17 protein-coding genes are annotated in these 15,636 nt (G+C 68.0%); 7 read left to right on the forward strand and 10 right to left on the reverse strand.

What is annotated here, in order from left to right:
• Positions 1-109: 109 nt before the first annotated feature.
• The 5 genes from AC1Q6E_RS02955 to apbC are packed head-to-tail and all read right to left on the reverse strand — an operon-like array spanning position 110 to position 5,167.
• A complete protein-coding gene (locus AC1Q6E_RS02955; RefSeq protein ID WP_152793797.1) occupies positions 110-739 on the reverse strand; it encodes a TorD/DmsD family molecular chaperone in 630 nt (209 codons plus the stop codon).
• Complete coding sequence (locus tag AC1Q6E_RS02960) at positions 736-2,829, reverse strand: 4Fe-4S binding protein (protein WP_492572164.1); 2,094 nt, start codon at positions 2,827-2,829, stop codon at positions 736-738. The genes AC1Q6E_RS02955 and AC1Q6E_RS02960 overlap by 4 nt, the downstream gene beginning before the upstream one ends.
• Before the next feature lie 20 nt (positions 2,830-2,849).
• Positions 2,850-3,512 (reverse strand): DUF3306 domain-containing protein, encoded by a 663-nt coding sequence (locus tag AC1Q6E_RS02965; protein WP_492572165.1) that lies wholly within the window; start codon positions 3,510-3,512, stop codon positions 2,850-2,852.
• The gene (locus AC1Q6E_RS02970) at positions 3,509-4,066 is read right to left on the reverse strand and encodes a DUF3305 domain-containing protein (RefSeq protein WP_152793800.1); all 558 of its coding nucleotides are present in this window, start codon (positions 4,064-4,066) and stop codon (positions 3,509-3,511) included. The genes AC1Q6E_RS02965 and AC1Q6E_RS02970 overlap by 4 nt, the downstream gene beginning before the upstream one ends.
• 12 nt (positions 4,067-4,078) lie before the next feature.
• Positions 4,079-5,167, reverse strand: coding sequence for an iron-sulfur cluster carrier protein ApbC (apbC, locus tag AC1Q6E_RS02975; protein ID WP_152793801.1), 1,089 nt, complete (start codon positions 5,165-5,167; stop codon positions 4,079-4,081).
• 113 nt (positions 5,168-5,280) lie between these two features.
• Here apbC and mobA point away from each other — a divergent pair, with 113 nt between their 5' ends.
• Genes mobA through mobB form a run of 3 tightly spaced genes read left to right on the forward strand, consistent with a single transcriptional unit; the run spans position 5,281 to position 7,692 of the window.
• Positions 5,281-5,868 carry a molybdenum cofactor guanylyltransferase MobA gene (mobA, locus tag AC1Q6E_RS02980; protein WP_152793802.1) on the forward strand — a complete coding sequence of 196 codons (588 nt, stop codon included), beginning with the start codon at positions 5,281-5,283 and terminating at the stop codon, positions 5,866-5,868.
• A 4-nt stretch (positions 5,869-5,872) separates the two neighbouring features.
• Positions 5,873-7,165, forward strand: coding sequence for a molybdopterin molybdotransferase MoeA (moeA, locus tag AC1Q6E_RS02985; RefSeq protein ID WP_152793803.1), 1,293 nt, complete (start codon positions 5,873-5,875; stop codon positions 7,163-7,165).
• Positions 7,165-7,692, forward strand: a complete 528-nt coding sequence (mobB, locus tag AC1Q6E_RS02990; protein ID WP_296560526.1) for a molybdopterin-guanine dinucleotide biosynthesis protein B — start codon at positions 7,165-7,167, stop codon at positions 7,690-7,692. Before moeA ends, mobB begins: the two co-directional genes overlap by 1 nt.
• Positions 7,693-7,862: 170 nt before the next feature.
• On the opposite strand, the gene AC1Q6E_RS02995 is transcribed toward mobB, so the two are convergent.
• From AC1Q6E_RS02995 to AC1Q6E_RS03005, 3 genes are all read right to left on the reverse strand, one after another.
• Positions 7,863-8,765: an NAD(P)-dependent oxidoreductase gene (locus AC1Q6E_RS02995; RefSeq protein WP_152793805.1), complete on the reverse strand. Its 903-nt coding sequence runs from the start codon at positions 8,763-8,765 to the stop codon at positions 7,863-7,865.
• 151 nt (positions 8,766-8,916) lie between these two features.
• Entirely contained in the window at positions 8,917-10,419 is a 1,503-nt protein-coding gene (locus AC1Q6E_RS03000) for a tripartite tricarboxylate transporter permease (RefSeq protein ID WP_152793806.1), read from the reverse strand.
• Positions 10,420-10,431: 12 nt separating this feature from the next.
• Positions 10,432-10,896, reverse strand: coding sequence for a tripartite tricarboxylate transporter TctB family protein (locus tag AC1Q6E_RS03005; RefSeq protein ID WP_152793807.1), 465 nt, complete (start codon positions 10,894-10,896; stop codon positions 10,432-10,434).
• A 267-nt stretch (positions 10,897-11,163) separates the two neighbouring features.
• Here AC1Q6E_RS03005 and AC1Q6E_RS03010 point away from each other — a divergent pair, with 267 nt between their 5' ends.
• Positions 11,164-11,469 (forward strand): response regulator transcription factor, encoded by a 306-nt coding sequence (locus tag AC1Q6E_RS03010; RefSeq protein ID WP_152793808.1) that lies wholly within the window; start codon positions 11,164-11,166, stop codon positions 11,467-11,469.
• A gap of 30 nt (positions 11,470-11,499) precedes the next feature.
• Here the strand turns inward: AC1Q6E_RS03010 and msrA are convergent, their stop codons facing one another.
• Together msrA and AC1Q6E_RS03020 are read right to left on the reverse strand one after the other, a co-directional pair.
• Positions 11,500-12,045, reverse strand: a complete 546-nt coding sequence (msrA, locus tag AC1Q6E_RS03015) for a peptide-methionine (S)-S-oxide reductase MsrA (RefSeq protein ID WP_152793809.1) — start codon at positions 12,043-12,045, stop codon at positions 11,500-11,502.
• A 101-nt stretch (positions 12,046-12,146) separates the two neighbouring features.
• A complete protein-coding gene (locus AC1Q6E_RS03020; RefSeq protein ID WP_492572166.1) occupies positions 12,147-13,064 on the reverse strand; it encodes a LysR family transcriptional regulator in 918 nt (305 codons plus the stop codon).
• Between the two features lie 106 nt (positions 13,065-13,170).
• Between AC1Q6E_RS03020 and AC1Q6E_RS03025 the strand changes: the two genes are divergently transcribed.
• The 3 genes from AC1Q6E_RS03025 to AC1Q6E_RS03035 are packed head-to-tail and all read left to right on the forward strand — an operon-like array spanning position 13,171 to position 15,632.
• Positions 13,171-14,037, forward strand: coding sequence for an alpha/beta fold hydrolase (locus tag AC1Q6E_RS03025; protein ID WP_492572167.1), 867 nt, complete (start codon positions 13,171-13,173; stop codon positions 14,035-14,037).
• Positions 14,034-14,645 carry a VOC family protein gene (locus AC1Q6E_RS03030; RefSeq protein WP_152793812.1) on the forward strand — a complete coding sequence of 204 codons (612 nt, stop codon included), beginning with the start codon at positions 14,034-14,036 and terminating at the stop codon, positions 14,643-14,645. The genes AC1Q6E_RS03025 and AC1Q6E_RS03030 overlap by 4 nt, the downstream gene beginning before the upstream one ends.
• 18 nt (positions 14,646-14,663) lie before the next feature.
• Positions 14,664-15,632, forward strand: coding sequence for a tripartite tricarboxylate transporter substrate binding protein (locus AC1Q6E_RS03035; protein ID WP_152793813.1), 969 nt, complete (start codon positions 14,664-14,666; stop codon positions 15,630-15,632).
• Positions 15,633-15,636 lie beyond the last annotated feature (4 nt).

Consider the following 15,636-nt stretch of genomic DNA (forward strand, 5'->3'; position numbering starts at 1 on the left):
TTGGGGCTGCCAGATATGAAGTGCTGTGCATACTGTACCCCCGGTAACCGGTTACAGGCAATGCCGCAAACCGTTCCTGGCCTCGGGTATACCCTCGGCCTTGCCGCGGTCAGGGCAGCATGTCGAAACCCTGCGCCTCCACGCTGGCGAACGCCCGCGTGAACTCGCTCAGCGCCGCATAGAAGCGCGCCCGCGGGTGGGCCGACAGGGCGTCGCACATGGCGGGCACCCACGGCAGCAGGTGGTCGCCGAAGAACTTGCGCTGGTTGGCGAGGTGGCACTGCGCCGCGTCCTCGCCGGCGATCAGGTAGCGCATGACTTCGCACAGGTAGGCGATGTGGTCCTCGGTCTCGGGCATGGCGGGGTCCCGGGCCAGGCCCAGGGCGGCCAGGTCATTCCGAAGTCCGACCAGCGATTTTTCGTTCAGGAAACCGTTCAGGTAGTGCGACCCGTACAGGTAGACCTCGGGCTTGCCCAGGCCGCCGAACAAGGCCTCGTACTCGTCGTGCAACGACGGATCGTCCATGTCCCGCGCGGCGGCGACCAGGTCGCGCCAGGGCGTTTCCAGGAAGGCGCCCGCCATCGGGGCTTCGGTGGCCGCCGCGCGCAGGCCGGCCGCGAAGGCCGGGTCGGGCGGCGCGTAGAACAGGCGCGCCAGCACGCCATAGAGTTCGGCGCGGGCGATTTCCTCGTCGAGCGAGGCCGAACCGATATCGGCGGGGGAAATGGAAGCGTTCATAGATCCGTGATGCGTGATTCGTTGGCGCCGGAGTACAGATCGATCACGCGGCAGTCGCCGCACATTTTCAAGCGTTCCTGGCCCGCGCCCTGGAACATGGGGTGGCCGCCCAGCCGGGCCAGCATGGCCTCGATCGCTTTCTGCGTGCCGAAGGGTTTGTGGCAGCGCACGCAGTGATAAGGCTGCGTTTCGTTCAGCACGCGGGCCTGGGCGCGTTCGGGCGCGAGCAGCAGGCGCGGCGCGAGGGCCAGCGCGTTCTCGGGACAGGTTTCGACGCACAGCCCGCATTGCACGCAGTTCTTTTCCAGGAAGCGCAGTTGGGGCGCCTCGGGGTTATCGAGCAGGGCGCTGGACGGACAGGCGCCCACGCAACTCATGCACAGCGTACAGGCGTCCTTGTCGATGACCAGGCCGCCGATGGGCGAGCCGGTGCCCGGCGGCCCGCCGGGCAGGGCGATTTCGTTCCGCGCGGCCGGGGCGTGGGTGATCAGGTGGTCCAGCGCGAGGTCCAGCGTGCTGCGCTTCTCGCGGACCATGGCGAAGCGTGCAGGCACGGCCGGCACGCCGGGGCGGCGTGCCGCGAGTTCGCGCAGCGCCGTGTCCAGCGCCTGCGGCGACTCGGGGCGCAGCAGGTGCAGGTGCGGTCCCGCGTAACCCAGGCCGTCGAGGATGGCCTGGCCCACCGCGAGTTGCGCGGCCAGGTTGTCCAGGTATTGCGGCGCCTCTTCGGCCGTGGCCAGAATGGCGACCTGCGAGGCGCCCAGCGCGATGGCGCCCAGCCAGGCCTCCAGGCCGAGGCTGGCGGTGTGCCAGACGCCCAGCGGGATGACGTTGGCCGGTACGCCCTGGAGCCGGTCCAGGCTGGCCTCGCGTCCCAGGCGCTCGATCATCGCGCGTCCGGCCTCCTGGCTGTGCACCAGCACGACGGGGGCCTGGCCGCCCGCCCGCGCGTAGGTGGACAGCAGTGTGCGCACGGTCGCGCCCTGGTCCGTCATGCGCGGGTAGGCATAGGTGATCGCGCCGGTCGGGCACGCGGTCGTACAGGCGCCGCAGCCCACGCAGAGATTGGGATTGACCTTGATCTGCTGGTGCGCCTTGTCGCTGTCGATGGCGTGGGCCGAGCAGATGTCGACGCAGGCGCGGCAGCCGATCGTGTCGTTGCGGCTGTGCGCGCACAGCGACTGCTTGTAGTCGAAGAACTTGGGTTTCTCGAATTCCCCGACCATGTCGCGCAGCCGCAGCAGCGGCGCGGGATCGGCACCGTTCCAGGAGAAATAGCCCTGCGGCGGGGCGTGCTGCGCGAACAGCGTGCGGCCGCCCAGTTCCAGGACCAGGTCGAAGCGCGCCTCCTGGCGTTCCGGGGCGCGGGCGAAATCGATCGCGCCCGCGGTCGTACAGGATGCCACGCAGGCACGGTGGTCGCGGCAGCGGCCGGGGTCGATCTGGTAGTCGAGGCCGATCGCGCCTTCGGGACACGCGGCAATACAGGCATTGCAGCGCGTGCACAGGTCCAGGTCGATGGGATTGTCCTGCACCCACGCCAGATCGAACGCGCCCAGCCAGCCTTGCAGCGATTCCAGGCGGCCCGCGAGCACGGGATGGAGGCGCTCCTGGGTGGCGCCCGCCGCGCCGGGGCCACGCGCGAAGATCGTGACCTCGAGCGTGTCGTCCAGCATGGAGGCGGCGCGTTCGGCCTCGTCGAGCGGGCCGACGATGAGCAGGCGTCCGGCGCTGCGATAGGTGACGGTGGGGACCGGTTCCGGGTCGGCCAGCCTCGCGGCCGCCAGCAGCGCGGCCAGCTTGGGCATGGCCTTCGAGGCGTCGCGGCTCCAGCCGCCTGTTTCACGGATGTTGACGAAGCGCACCGGGGCGACGGCGCCTTCGGTGTGTTCGCCGATCTGCGCGAACAGGCGTTTTTCCTGCGTACAGGCGACGATGACGGGCGCGGTGCCCGTGACCGCCCGCTGGAAGTCGCCGGCTTCGTGGCGGCAGAGCGTGGAGTGCAAAGCCAGCTTTTCGTCCAGTGCCGCGCCGAGCGAGTCGGCGTCCAGGGGCATGGTCTTGTTGCAGTCGCAGATCAGTGTAGGCATGGGCGCTCTGAAGAGCCCGGCTACCTGGGGGATTCGGGCTCGGGAAAGTCGAAATGCGTCTGGCCGTCGCTGGGCGTCTGGCCTGTGGATGCGCCAGACTCTAGCACGGATCCCCCGGCGTCATCACCGGTCGCGGCCTCGTTCGCGGGCCGGGCCGGGCCGGAGGGATCATCGCCGGACCGCGGAGCGGGATCGTCCTGGACCAGGGCCAGGACGCGCGCGCTGACCATCTGCCTGAGCGTGGACTCGGGCAGTTTCTCGGGCGAAGAGTAGTCGTCGATGTAGACGTCCAGCCCGTCCATGATGTTGTAGTGCGGGTCGGAAAAAAGCTTCTTCAGCGCCGCCAGCTTGACATCGGGCTCGACCGCGGGCTGCATGAAGGCGGAGAAGTCCGAGTCGTGCGTCAAGGTTGCCAGGTCCTCCCGGGTCGGGGCCGGCGGGGACTGTGCCGCGAGGCCGGTATTCTGGCGCGGATCGGCCGCGCGGGAAGAGGCTTCGCTGTCCGCCGGGCCGTTCGTATCCGGGGGCGGCGCGGCAGGCGGGCTTGCCGGGTGGCCGGCCTCGTCCGCGATCGGCTTGGCGACGACGGGGTCGGCGTCGACGTCGCGCTCGTCCGCGCTTGCCCGGGACCGGGCCTTGCGCCGCGACCAGCGGCCGAGGAAGCCTGCGTTCTCGTCGCTCATGGCTCTTCGGTGTTCTTGCGCCTGCCGGTGCTGACCGAAGCCGGGTTGCCGAAGCGGTCTTGCAGCGGCTCGAAACTGACGGGGCGCCGCCTGCGCTTGGGCTCGGCCACGTAATGCTCGGCCACGAAGGCCTGCAGCCATCCCGCGATATCGGCGGGGGCGGGCACCTGTTCGACGGTTTCCTGCGCGTCCAGCAGCCGGCCCGCATGGTAGTAGCTGAGCGTGACCAGTTCGGGCCGGGCCAGCGGCTCGTCGCTCAGGCCCGGCGTTTCCTCCATGCGCCACATCACGAACCAGCAGGGCGCCTCGGTCGTGGCGTTCAGGTAGTAACCCTCGGCGTCATCCTTGAACAGCTCGACCACGAAGCCGGGATGCAGCCACAACTCGCCGTCCGCATCCTGGCGCAGCAGGTGGGGCGTGCCGCCGAACGCCGGCTCGTCGGCGACAACGTCCGCCAGGGTCCACCGCCAGGGCTGCCACCGGCTCATCGGGCCATGGACGCGCTCCTTGCGCATGATCACGGCGACGTCGATGCGGGGAGCCTGGCTGGTCATGGCGGCCTCGCGTCAGGAGTCGGCGCTGATGGAAATGGTGGGGAACTTGGACGAGAAGTCCTTGTTCCGGGCGGCGACGGCGACCGCCACCTGGCGCGCGACGGTCTTGTACAGGCCGGCGATCTCGCCGTCGGGGTCGGCCACCACGGAAGGCTTGCCGCTGTCGGCCTGCAGCCGGATATTGATGTCCAGCGGCAGCGCGCCCAGATAGGGCGTGTCGTATTCGGCGGCCATCCTCTTGCCGCCCTCGGCGCCGAAGATGTGTTCGACGTGCCCGCACTGGCTGCATACGTGCACGGCCATGTTCTCGACCACGCCCAGGATGGGCACGCCCACCTTCTCGAACATCTTGATGCCCTTGCGCGCGTCCAGCAGCGCGATGTCCTGCGGCGTGGTGACGATGACGGCGCCGGTCATGGGGACGCGCTGGCTGAGCGTGAGCTGGATGTCGCCGGTGCCCGGAGGCATGTCGACGATCAGGTAGTCGAGGTCTTTCCAGTTGGTCTGCCGCAGCAGTTGTTCGAGCGCCTGTACCGCCATGGGGCCGCGCCAGATCATGGCCTCGTCGTGGGCGACCAGGAAGCCGATGGACATGACCTGCACGCCGTAGTTTTCGAGCGGCTCCATGGTCTTGCCGTCGTCGCTGACGGGGCGCGCGTCGATGCCCATCATGAGCGGCTGGCTGGGGCCGTAGATGTCGGCGTCGAGCAGGCCGACACGCGCGCCCTCGGCCGCCAGGGCCAGGGCCAGGTTGACCGCCGTGGTGCTCTTGCCCACGCCGCCCTTGCCCGAGGCGACGGCGACGATGTTCTTGACGCCCTGCAGCAGCGGCACGCCGCGCTGGACCGCGTGGGCGATGATCTCGCTGCGCACGTTGGCGCTGACGTTGGCGATGCCGGGCACGGTCCGGGCCGCCGCGATCAGCGCGCTGCGCAGGGCGGGGATCTGGCTCTTGGCCGGGTAGCCGAGCAGGACGTCGAACGAGACATCGCCGCCGTGGATCTCGACGTTCCTGATCGACCGGGTCGAGACGAAGTCTTTGCCGGTATTGGGATCGACGACGGTTTGCAGGGCCTGGAGCAGGGATTCGGAAGTGGCCATGGGAAGGGGGCGGGCTCATGAGTGGGAGGCTGCGTGTCGCAGGCCGATAGGGGATATTAGACCACCAGCCGCGGACGGCGAAATCCACGGGCGCCTCGTCTATACTCAGCCGCATGATCGACAAGGACTCCATTACCGGTTTGATCCTGGCGGGTGGGCGCGGCAGCCGCATGGGCGGCGTCGACAAAGGCCTGCAGAACTACCAGGGTATTCCGATGGCCATGCATGCGCTGCTCAGGCTGGGACCCCAGGTGGGGCAGGTCCTGATCAACGCCAATCGCAATCTGGCGGCCTACGAATCCATGGGCGTGCCGGTGTGGCCCGATGCGCTTTCCGACTACGCGGGGCCGCTGGCCGGATTTCTGACCGGGCTCGAGCGTTGCGAGACCGATTACCTGGTCACGGTGCCCTGCGATACCCCCAAGTTTCCCGAGGACCTCGTCGCCCGGCTGGCCGGCGGGTTGGAGGCGGCCGGTGCCGAGATCGCCATGGTGGCCACCCGCGCGGACGGCGCCGTGCGCACCCAGCCGGTGTTCTGCCTGCTGCGGGCGGAACTGCTGGACAGCCTCGTGGCGTTCACCGCCGCGGGCGGCCGCAAGATCGACAAGTGGACCGCCACCCACCGCTGTGTCGAGGTCTTTTTCGACGACCCCGCGGCTTTCGCGGGAGCCAATACGCTCGCCGAATTGCAGCAGCTCTGATGCCATGAACGACAAGTCCGCTCCTTCGCTAGAAGAAATCTCGTCCTGTGTCAGCGGCTACGATCCGAACGCGCTGCCGGTCGAGCAGGCCCGTGAATTCATCGCCCGGCTCGTGCCGTCCGTGGAAGGCGTCGAGATGCTGGCGCTGCGTTCCGCGCTGGGGCGCGTGCTGGCGCGCGACATCGTCTCCGGCATCGACGTGCCGGCGCACGACAACTCGGCCATGGACGGGTACGCGTTCTATGGCTCCGACCTGGCCGCGGGCCGTGACACGGAGCTGAAGGTCGTCGGCAGCGGCCTGGCCGGCAACGGTTTCACGGGCAGCGTCGCCTCCGGGCAGTGCGTGCGCATCATGACCGGGGCCACCATGCCCGACGGACTCGATACCGTGATTCCCCAGGAGTTCGTCCGGCAGGATGGCGATCGCGTCGTCGTGCCCGCGGGGGCGGTCAAGACCGGCGAGAATCGCCGGCTGGCGGGCGAGGACCTGGCCCGGGGCGACGTGGCCCTGTCGGCCGGCCGCGTGCTGCGCCCGGCGGACCTGGGCATGCTGGCCTCGCTCGGCCGGGCCGAGGTGCCGGTCTGGCGCCGCCTGCGCGTGGCGTTCTTCTCCACCGGCAGCGAATTGCGCTCGATCGGCGAACCGCTCGATCCGGGCTGCGTGTACGACAGCAACCGCTACACGTTGTGGGGCATGCTCCAGCGGTTGGGCGTCGACGTGCTCGACATGGGCGTGGTGCACGACGATCCGCAGGCACTCGAGTCGGCGTTCCGCGATGCCGCCGCGCAGGCCGACGTGGTCATCACGTCGGGCGGCGTGAGCGTGGGCGAGGCTGACTACACCAAGGCCATCATGGCCAAGCTCGGCGACGTGCTGTTCTGGCGCATTGCCATGCGCCCCGGCCGCCCCATGGCCATCGGCCGCATCGCCACCGGCGGGCGCAGCGCCATCCTGTTCGGCCTGCCCGGCAATCCCGTGGCGGTGATGGTGACCTTCTATGCCCTGGTGCGCGACGCCCTGCTGGCCATGGCCGGCGCGCCGGCCCAGCCGTTGCCGATGCTGCGCGCGGCCAGCGTGGGCGCCATTCGCAAGAAGCCGGGGCGTACCGAGTACCAGCGGGGCATCGTCACGCCCGCCGCGGGCGGCGGCTGGGAAGTGCGGATCACCGGATCACAGGGGTCGGGCATCCTGCGCAGCATGAGCCAGGCCAACGGCCTCGTCGTGCTGGGGCACGGCCAGGGCAACGTGGCGGCCGGCGAACTGGTCGACGTCCTGCCTTTCGACGGGCTGATCTGATGACGCGCGTCCTGGGGCTGGCAGGCTGGAGCGGAGCCGGCAAGACCACGCTGCTGACGAGATTGATTCCCGCCCTGCGGGAAAAGGGCCATAGCGTGTCGACGCTCAAGCACGCGCATCATTCGTTCGACATCGACAAGCCGGGCAAGGATTCCCACCGCCACCGGGAGGCCGGCGCCGGGGAAGTCCTGATCGCCTCGGGCAGCCGCTGGGCGTTGATGCACGAGCTGAGGGGGGCGCCCGAGCCTCGCCTGGGTGAACTGCTGCACCGGTTTTCGCCGGTCGACTTCATCCTGGTCGAGGGCTTCAAGCGCGATCCGCACGTCAAGATCGAGATCCACCGGTCCGCCAACGGCAAGCCCTGGCTGTATCCCGACGACGCCAGCATAGGCGCCATCGTCAGCGACGTGCCGCCCACCAGCGCATCGTTGCCCTTCGTGGACCTCGACGACCTGCCCGGCATCGCCAACCTGGTCGTGGACCTGGCCTGGCCCCTGGACCGCACCCTGGCCGCCCTGAGCGCTTAATAGACCACCGTCTACCCGCCTGTCGGTTGCCCGGGCACCGCGGATCCGGCTTTGCCGGTCCGCAGGCGCCGCTCCCTTGAGGGGGAGCGGCCAAAGGCCGCCCGGGGGTGGGCTTCCCTTCCGGTCCGCAGGCGCCGCCCCCTGGGGGGGCGCGTAAGCGGGCAGGGGGGCTACCCCAGTCGTTTTATCAGCGACGACGTGTCCCAGCGGCTGCCGCCCATCTGCTGCACGTCGGCATAGAACTGGTCGACCAGGGCCGTGACGGGAAGCCGGGCGCCGTTGCCGCGGCTTTCGTCCAGTACCAGGCCCAGGTCCTTGCGCATCCAGTCCACCGCGAAACCGAAATCGAACTGGCCGTCCACCATGGTCGCGCCGCGGTTTTCCATCTGCCAGCTCTGCGCCGCGCCCTTGGAAATCACTTCCAGGACGAGCTTCATGTCCAGCCCGGCCTTCTGGCCGAACGCGATTCCCTCGGACAGGCCCTGCACCAGGCCGGCGATGCAGATCTGGTTGACCATCTTGGCCAGTTGGCCGGAGCCGGATCCGCCGAGCAGGGTGACCGCCCGCGCATAGGCCAGCGCGATTGGCTTCATGCGCTCGAACGCCGCGCCGTCGCCGCCGCACATGACCGTGAGCACGCCGTTGACCGCGCCGGCCTGGCCGCCCGAGACCGGGGCATCGATGAAGGCGATTTCCTGGTCCTGGGCCGCGGCGGACAGTTCGCGCGCGACCTTGGCCGAGGCCGTGGTGTGGTCGATCAGCAGCGCGCCGGGTTTCATGCCGGCCAGGGCGCCGTCCGCGCCCAGCACGACGCTGCGCAGGTCGTCATCGTTGCCGACGCAGAGGAAGACCATGTCCGCGTCCTGGGCGGCTTCGCGCGGCGTCGGCGCGTGGCTGCCGCCGAACTCCTGCACCCAGTCCCGCGCCTTGGAGGGCGTGCGGTTGTAGACCCGGACGGTGTGCCCGGCCTGGGCCAGGTGCCCGGCCATGGGAAAGCCCATGACGCCCAGGCCGATGAAGGTGACGTTGAGCGGGGAAACGCTGTCGTAGGTTTTGGGGCCGATCGATGCCATGCTGATTCTCCATTGCCAGGGGCAAGTGTATAGCGTCGCGGATGTCTGTTTACGGCGGAACCGCGGGGCGGCTGATGTCCGGGCCACAGGCAAGAAAAAAGCGCCCGAAGGCGCTTTTTTCTTGCCGCCGCCGAAGCGGCGGGCATCTTCATCAATCCTCGACGAAGGTTTCTTCGCGCTTCTTGCGGATCGCGGGCGAGGCCACGAGCAGGACCAGGATCACGGCGATGACCAGCAGGGTCGCCGACAGCGGCCGGGTCACGAAGGTCGTGAAGTCTCCACGCGACAGGAGCAGGGCACGGCGGAAGTTTTCTTCCATCATGGGGCCCAGCACCAAGCCCAGCAGCAGGGGGGCGCCTTCGCACTTCAGCTTGGACCAGGTGTAGCCGACCAGGCCGAAGGCTGCCGTCATCCAGATATCGAACACGTTGTAGTTCAGCGTGTACACACCGATCGAGCAGATCAGCAGGATGGCCGGGAACAGGATGGGGTAGGGCACCTTCAGCAGCTTGACCCAGATACCGATCAGCGGCAGGTTCAGGATCACCAGCATCAGGTTGCCGATCCACATCGACACGATCAGGCCCCAGAACAGGTCCGGGTTGCTGGTCATGACCTGGGGACCAGGCTGGATGTTGTGGATGGTCATGGCGCCAACCATCAGGGCCATGATCGCGTTACCCGGGATACCCAGCGTCAGCAGCGGGATGAAGGAGGTCTGCGAGCCGGCGTTGTTGGCCGATTCCGGACCCGCCACGCCACGGATATTGCCCTTGCCGAAGCTGGAGGGATCCTTGGCGAGCTTCTTTTCCACCGTGTACGAGGCGAACGAGGACATCACCGCGCCGCCGCCGGGCAGGATGCCCAGGGCCGAACCGATGGCGGTGCCGCGGATGATGGCGGGCGCGGAGTCCTTCAGGTCTTGCCAGGTGGGATACAGGTGGCCGATCTTGTCCAGGAAGACTTCGCGCTCTTCCTTCTGCTCGACGTTGTTGATGATCTCGGAGAAGCCGAACACACCCATGGCGACCGCGGCGAAGTCGATGCCGTCGGTCAGTTCGGGGATGCCGAACGAGAAGCGGGCCACGCCCGAGTTCACGTCCGTGCCGACCATGCCGATCAGCAGGCCCAGCAAGATCATGCAGATGGCCTTGACCAGCGAACCCGACGCCAGCACGACCGCGCCGACCAGACCCAGGCACATCAGCGAGAAGTATTCCGCGGGGCCGAACTGGAAGGCCACTTCGGCCAGCGGGGGCGCGAAGGCGGCGATCAGCAGCGTACCCACGCAGCCGGCGAAGAACGACCCGATGGCCGCAATCGCCAGCGCCTGTCCGGCGCGGCCGTTCCGCGCCATCTGGTAGCCGTCCAGGCAGGTCACCACCGCGGAGGTTTCACCCGGCAGGTTGACCAGGATGGCGGTGGTCGAACCGCCGTACTGGGCGCCGTAGTAGATGCCGGCCAGCATGATCAGGCCGGCAACCGGGGGCAGCGCGTAGGTGATGGGCAACAGCATCGCGATGGTCGGAACGGGACCCAGGCCGGGCAGCACGCCCACCAAGGTGCCGATCAGGCAACCGAGAAATGCATAGATGATGTTTTGAAGCGACAGCGCCGTTTCAAAACCTAGGGCCAAGTGCTCTAACACTTCCATGGATGGCTTTCCTTAGTTCAAACCGAGAAACGAAGGCCACAGCGGGAAGATCAGACCCAGGCCCATAATGAAGATGAGGTGTACGGCGATCACCAGGCAGATGCCGTTGATGATGGCGGTTTTCCACTTGAATTCGTGGCTGGCCATGCTGGACAGCAGCACGAGCAGGAATGAGGCCACGTACACGCCCAGCGGACGCAGCAGGATGCCGAACAGCACGACATTGCCAAGAATGACGCCCAGGGTCTTGAGGTTGAATTTCGGGATTTCTGTCTTTTCGGCCCTGGGCGACAGGCCGGAGATGCCGATGATCGCACCGAGGATTGCCAGGATCACGCCCAGCCAGAATGGGAAGTAGCCTGGTCCCATCTTGGCCGCCGTGCCCATCTGGTAATCGATGGCGAATCCGGCGAAGAACAGCCCGAGGAATACGAACATCACCCCGGACCAGAAATTCTGTTTTGACTGAATGCGCATTGGAAGTGGGCTCCTATCTGACTTCACTTGCAAGGCCGGCATGTTAGCTCACGCGAAGCAGGCGTGAATAACGAAATTGCTCGCAATGCGTCGGGGTTTTCCCGAAAAATGATAGATCGGCACAACTTTGTGCCAAATTGATCCATTGGATGTTCAGACTCCTGTCAGCCTTGACAGCTTTTTCGCGTCGAAAGTCGTGCCAGACTTCCCCCGGGGCCGCGAGGCCCTGCCCATGACAAGGTTTTCAACGACGGGGAAGGACGCACGATGAAGTCGATGCACAGGTGGGACGACGGCCGGGAACGCGGCAAGGCCCTGACGCAGAGGGAGCGCGAGGTCATGGATCTGCTGGTCGAAGGGCGTGCGAACAAGGTGATCGCCGACCGGTTGGGCATATCCATCCGAACCGTCGAAGTGCATCGCGCCCGGGTGCTGTCCAAGCTGGGCGTGCGCAACGCCGTCGAGCTGGTCTGGCGCATGCACACGCACAAGATGGCCGCGGTGGCGGAAATGCAGGGGTTGCGCGTGGCCGAGGGCGAGGCCGGTGACGACTGGGGCCCGCGAGCCGATTGAGGCGGCGGCCGGACGGGGGCCGGCCGGCTTTCAGGACCGCTTGAGCTTGTGGGCGAAATCCTTGCGCATCTTGGCGACCTTGGGGGCGACCACGAAGGCGCAGTAGCCCTGGCCGGGATTGCGCAGGAAATAGTCGCGGTGGTAGTCCTCGGCCGGCCAGACCTTGGCCGGGGGCAGCAACCGGGTCACGATGGGCGAGCCGAACACCTGGCGGGCCTCCAGGTCGGCGATGACCTCGCGCGCCGCTTCCTCCTGGGCCGGGGTCTGCCAGAAGACGGCCGATCGGTACTGCGGCCCGGCGTCATTGCCCTGTCGGTCGAGGGTGGTCGGGTCGTGCGAGGCGAAGAAGATCTCCAGCAGCTCGTGATAGGTGACCACGGCGGGGTCGTAGCTGACGGTGACGACCTCGATGTGGCCGGTGTCGCCGTTGCAGATCTGCTCGTACGTCGGGTGGTCCACATGTCCCCCGGCATAGCCGGAGTCGGCGTGAAGCACGCCCTCGATCTGCTGGAACACGGCTTCGATACACCAGAAGCAGCCGCCGCCGAACACGGCTTGGTCGACTTGTGCGGGCATGGTCGTCCTCTTGAAGGGAGCCGGCGCCGTTGGCGCCCATGCCGATAGTGTAGCGGTCCGTACGGTCCGGCCGGCGCGAAGGGGCCCCTCGTCCCCGCCGCTCAGGCCGTGGCGGGCGTCCGCCGGAACAATTCGACGAACAGGTTCCTGAGCCAGATGTTGGCGGCGTCGTGGTGCGCGCGTTCGTGCCAGAACATCCGGATTTCATACGAGGGCAGGGGGACCGGGGGCGGCAGAATGCGCAGCGGCATGGTTCCGGCCAGGTGGTCCGCCAGCCCGCCTGGCATGGTGACGACCAGGTCGGATGCCGGGATGACGAAGGGCAGGGCGATGAATTCCGGGGCCTCCAGGCCGATGCGGCGCACGATGCCGTGCCGCAGCAGCGCTTCCTCCACGACGCGATGGGCCATCGCGCGGGTACCGGTTACGGCGTGGCGGGCCTCGCGGAAAGCGGCTTCCGTCATGCCCGCGCCGAAGCTGGGGTGGTCGGGGGAAACGGCGCACACATAGTGTTCGTGGAACAGCAGGCGCTGATGAAAGCCGGCGCTCAGGGTGGTGATGTGGCCGACCGCCAGGTCGACCTCGCCGTTTTCCAGCTGGGTGCCGGGCTGCTGGTCCGGCAGCGTGCCGATCTTCAGCGCGACGCCGGGGGCGTGCCGGCGCAGGTGGTCGAGCAGCCTGGGCAGCATGACCATCTGCCCCACTTCATTCATGTAGACGCGGAATACCCGATCGGCCGTGGCCGGGTCGAAGCTGCCGGTGTCCCGCAGGGCTTCGTCCAGCGTGGCCAGGGCCGCGCGGGCCGCGTCCGCGATGCGGGCGCCGCGCGGTGTGGGCACCATGCCGCCGGGTGCCCGGACGAACAGCGGATCGCCCAGGATCCGGCGCAGCCGCGACAGGGAGTGGCTGGCCGCCGACTGGGTCAAGCCCAGTGCCTCGGCGGCCTGCGAGACGCTTCCCTTCGTCCGCAGCGCATCGAGCAGTCGCAATTGCCCGAACTCCAGCTGAGAAATATGCACCGAATTCATAGAAAGAATGACTGATGTGACATCGACATCATGGCCGCCATTCTAGATCATGGCGTGGCGATTGCTTCAGCCTTTCTTCTTTTCGGAGTCTCGTCCCATGCCTGTCCCACACGTCCAGGCCCGCTGTCCTTCCGGGGATGTCGAGCTGGCATACCGTCTTGTCGGCACCGGAGCCGCGCCGCGGGCCGAACCCGTGGTATTCATCCACGGCCTGTCGTACTTCTCGTACGACTGGGTCGATTTCGGTGCGCAACTGTGCGGCCAGGAGCGGGCCGGTTGCGCCATGGACATGCGCGGGTTCGGCGACTCGTCCTGCAGTCTGGGGAAGGACTACACCATCCCGACGATGGCGCAGGACATCGAGAACCTGCTCGACCACCTCGGCTGGCGGCACGCCATCCTGGTCGCCCATTCGATGGGCGGGCGCGGCGCGACCTGCCTGGCGGCCAGCCGGCCCGAACGCGTGGCGGCGTTGGTGCTCGTCGATTGGTCGCCGGAGAACGCGCCCGCGGGAAGCCGGCGGGTGGCATCGACCGTTGCCGGAACTCCGGACAGCTTTCCGTCGGTGGAGGCCGCCATGCGATATTTCGGCGCCGATCCGGACACGCCGGCCGCCAGCCGGCTGCGCCCGCGTTTCGAGGCCTATCTGCGCGAGGTGCCGGGAGGCTACGCGCTCAAGCGCGATCCGTATTTCCGGGACCAGTTCCGCCGCCAGTTGGAGACGGGCGAGAAGCCGCGCCATGGCGTGGATCTGTGGCGCGCGCTGGGCGAGGTCGCCGTGCCGACGCTCGTCCTGCGCGGCACCCGGTCGGACCTGTTCGCCGCCGAGACCCTGCCCGTTGTCCAGGCCTGCAACCCCCGCCTACGCACGCGCGAAATCGAAGGCGGCCATCACATCGCCGGCGAGAACCCGGATGGGGTGCTCGAGGCGATCCAGACCTTTCTGTCCCAGGAGTCCCTATGAAGCCTTTCGTCCGCGGCACCGCGCCCATGCGCGGCATCGACCATCTGGCGTTCGTCACCGATGACCTGCCCGCCACCATGGATTTCTACACCCGCGTGATGCAGATGCGCCTGGTGCACGTGCGGCGCGTGCCTTTCGAGCAAGACAGGGGCCAGCCGCCCTACGACAATCTGCGCCACTATTTCTTCGACATGGGGCACGATCAACTGCTGGCGTTCTTCGAGTATCCCGCCGGACTGGCGCGGCAGAACCGCGATCTGCCCGGCGGCATGCAGCACGTCGCCTTCCATGTCGAGCCGGAGCGGTTCGATGCGCTGCTGGCCCACGTGCGGGCGGCCGGCGTCGATGTCATCGGGCCGGTGGCCTTGGGAGGGCGCTTCTGGTCCGCCTATTTCTACGATCCCAATGGCATCCGGCTGGAGTTCGCGACCAGCCGCGGGCAGCGGCGGGACGGCGTGGTCGATTCGGTGCTGCAGTCCGAGGACGAGGCCCGCGCCGAACTGGGCACGCTGTTCCAGGATCCGGCGCAGGTTGCGTTCTGGCTCGGCCAGATGCCCCTGCGGGACCACGCGGGCGCGAACCCGGGCCGGGTGGGCCCAGCCCGCTAACCACGAAAGGAGGAGACCATGGACCGCTGTTCCCATGCAAGGCGTCGGCTGCTGGCGGCCGCGATGGTTGCCGCGGGCACGCCCTGGCGGATATCCCGGGCCCAGCATGTCGTCCGTCTGCTGGTGGGTTTTCCGCCGGGCGGGGCGATCGACGTGACCGCGCGGGTCTACGCCGAGGCCATGCGCGGCGCGGGGACCTTCGTCGTCGAGAACCGCGCCGGCGCCGCCGGCAACATCGCGGCGACGGCGCTGGCCCAGAGCCGGCCGGAGGCCTCGACGGTCATGCTGGCCCCGTTGAACGTGTATTGCATATCGACCGCGCTGTATCGCAGCCTGTCGTTCGATCCCGCCAGGGATTTCGCGCCGGTCGGTATCGTTGCCACGTTCCCGTGGGTGCTGGCGGTACATCCGGATATCCCCGTGCGGTCGGTCCCGGCGTTCATCGCCTGGGCCCGGGCCCGTCCCGGGCAAGCCTTGTGCGGCATGGCCGCCGTCGGCAGCGAGGGCCACCTGATGGCCTTCGGCTTCAGCCAGAACGAACAGTGTCCGCTGACCTTCGTGCCCTACAAGGGGGGCGCGCCCATGGCGCAGGATCTCATGGCTGGCCACATTCCGGCCGTGTTCGATCCCATCGTCAACCTGGCGCCGGCCCACAAGGCGGGCAAGGTGCGGATACTGGCGGTGACCAGCGCGGAAAGGTCGGCGCTCCTGCCCGAGGTGCCGACCTTCACGGAGCTGGGTTATCCATCGGCGGCGGGCGAGACCTGGATAGGCGCGAGCGCGAGGCAGGGCGTTCCGGCCCCGGCCGTTCGGGATCTGTCGACGGCGCTGCTTGCGGCGGGCCGGACCGCCGCGGTGAAGGACAAGCTTGCCGCCATTGGCCTGGCGGCAAACGTCCAGGGGCCCGAGGCCATGGCGGCGACGATGGCCTCGGATACGCAGCGCTATGCCGGCCTGGTGCGTGCGCTGGGGTTGAAGCTGGACTGACTCG

The organism is Pigmentiphaga sp. MLSB6-MA01, assembly GCF_058793475.1.

What these genes read in the sequence shown, in the direction of transcription:
- moeA (WP_152793803.1), top strand. Translation starts at nt 5,873, where the DNA reads ATGAACGACAAGTCCGCTCCTTCGCTAGAAGAAATCTCGTCCTGTGTC.
- AC1Q6E_RS03005 (WP_152793807.1), bottom strand. Translation starts at nt 10,896, where the DNA reads ATGCGCATTCAGTCAAAACAGAATTTCTGGTCCGGGGTGATGTTCGTA.
- AC1Q6E_RS02955 (WP_152793797.1), bottom strand. Translation starts at nt 739, where the DNA reads ATGAACGCTTCCATTTCCCCCGCCGATATCGGTTCGGCCTCGCTCGAC.
- AC1Q6E_RS03035 (WP_152793813.1), top strand. Translation starts at nt 14,664, where the DNA reads ATGGACCGCTGTTCCCATGCAAGGCGTCGGCTGCTGGCGGCCGCGATG.
- AC1Q6E_RS02995 (WP_152793805.1), bottom strand. Translation starts at nt 8,765, where the DNA reads ATGGCATCGATCGGCCCCAAAACCTACGACAGCGTTTCCCCGCTCAAC.
- mobB (WP_296560526.1), top strand. Translation starts at nt 7,165, where the DNA reads ATGACGCGCGTCCTGGGGCTGGCAGGCTGGAGCGGAGCCGGCAAGACC.
- AC1Q6E_RS03025 (WP_492572167.1), top strand. Translation starts at nt 13,171, where the DNA reads ATGCCTGTCCCACACGTCCAGGCCCGCTGTCCTTCCGGGGATGTCGAG.
- AC1Q6E_RS03010 (WP_152793808.1), top strand. Translation starts at nt 11,164, where the DNA reads ATGAAGTCGATGCACAGGTGGGACGACGGCCGGGAACGCGGCAAGGCC.
- AC1Q6E_RS02960 (WP_492572164.1), bottom strand. Translation starts at nt 2,829, where the DNA reads ATGCCTACACTGATCTGCGACTGCAACAAGACCATGCCCCTGGACGCC.
- AC1Q6E_RS03000 (WP_152793806.1), bottom strand. Translation starts at nt 10,419, where the DNA reads ATGGAAGTGTTAGAGCACTTGGCCCTAGGTTTTGAAACGGCGCTGTCG.
- apbC (WP_152793801.1), bottom strand. Translation starts at nt 5,167, where the DNA reads ATGGCCACTTCCGAATCCCTGCTCCAGGCCCTGCAAACCGTCGTCGAT.
- mobA (WP_152793802.1), top strand. Translation starts at nt 5,281, where the DNA reads ATGATCGACAAGGACTCCATTACCGGTTTGATCCTGGCGGGTGGGCGC.
- AC1Q6E_RS02970 (WP_152793800.1), bottom strand. Translation starts at nt 4,066, where the DNA reads ATGACCAGCCAGGCTCCCCGCATCGACGTCGCCGTGATCATGCGCAAG.
- AC1Q6E_RS03030 (WP_152793812.1), top strand. Translation starts at nt 14,034, where the DNA reads ATGAAGCCTTTCGTCCGCGGCACCGCGCCCATGCGCGGCATCGACCAT.
- AC1Q6E_RS02965 (WP_492572165.1), bottom strand. Translation starts at nt 3,512, where the DNA reads ATGAGCGACGAGAACGCAGGCTTCCTCGGCCGCTGGTCGCGGCGCAAG.
- msrA (WP_152793809.1), bottom strand. Translation starts at nt 12,045, where the DNA reads ATGCCCGCACAAGTCGACCAAGCCGTGTTCGGCGGCGGCTGCTTCTGG.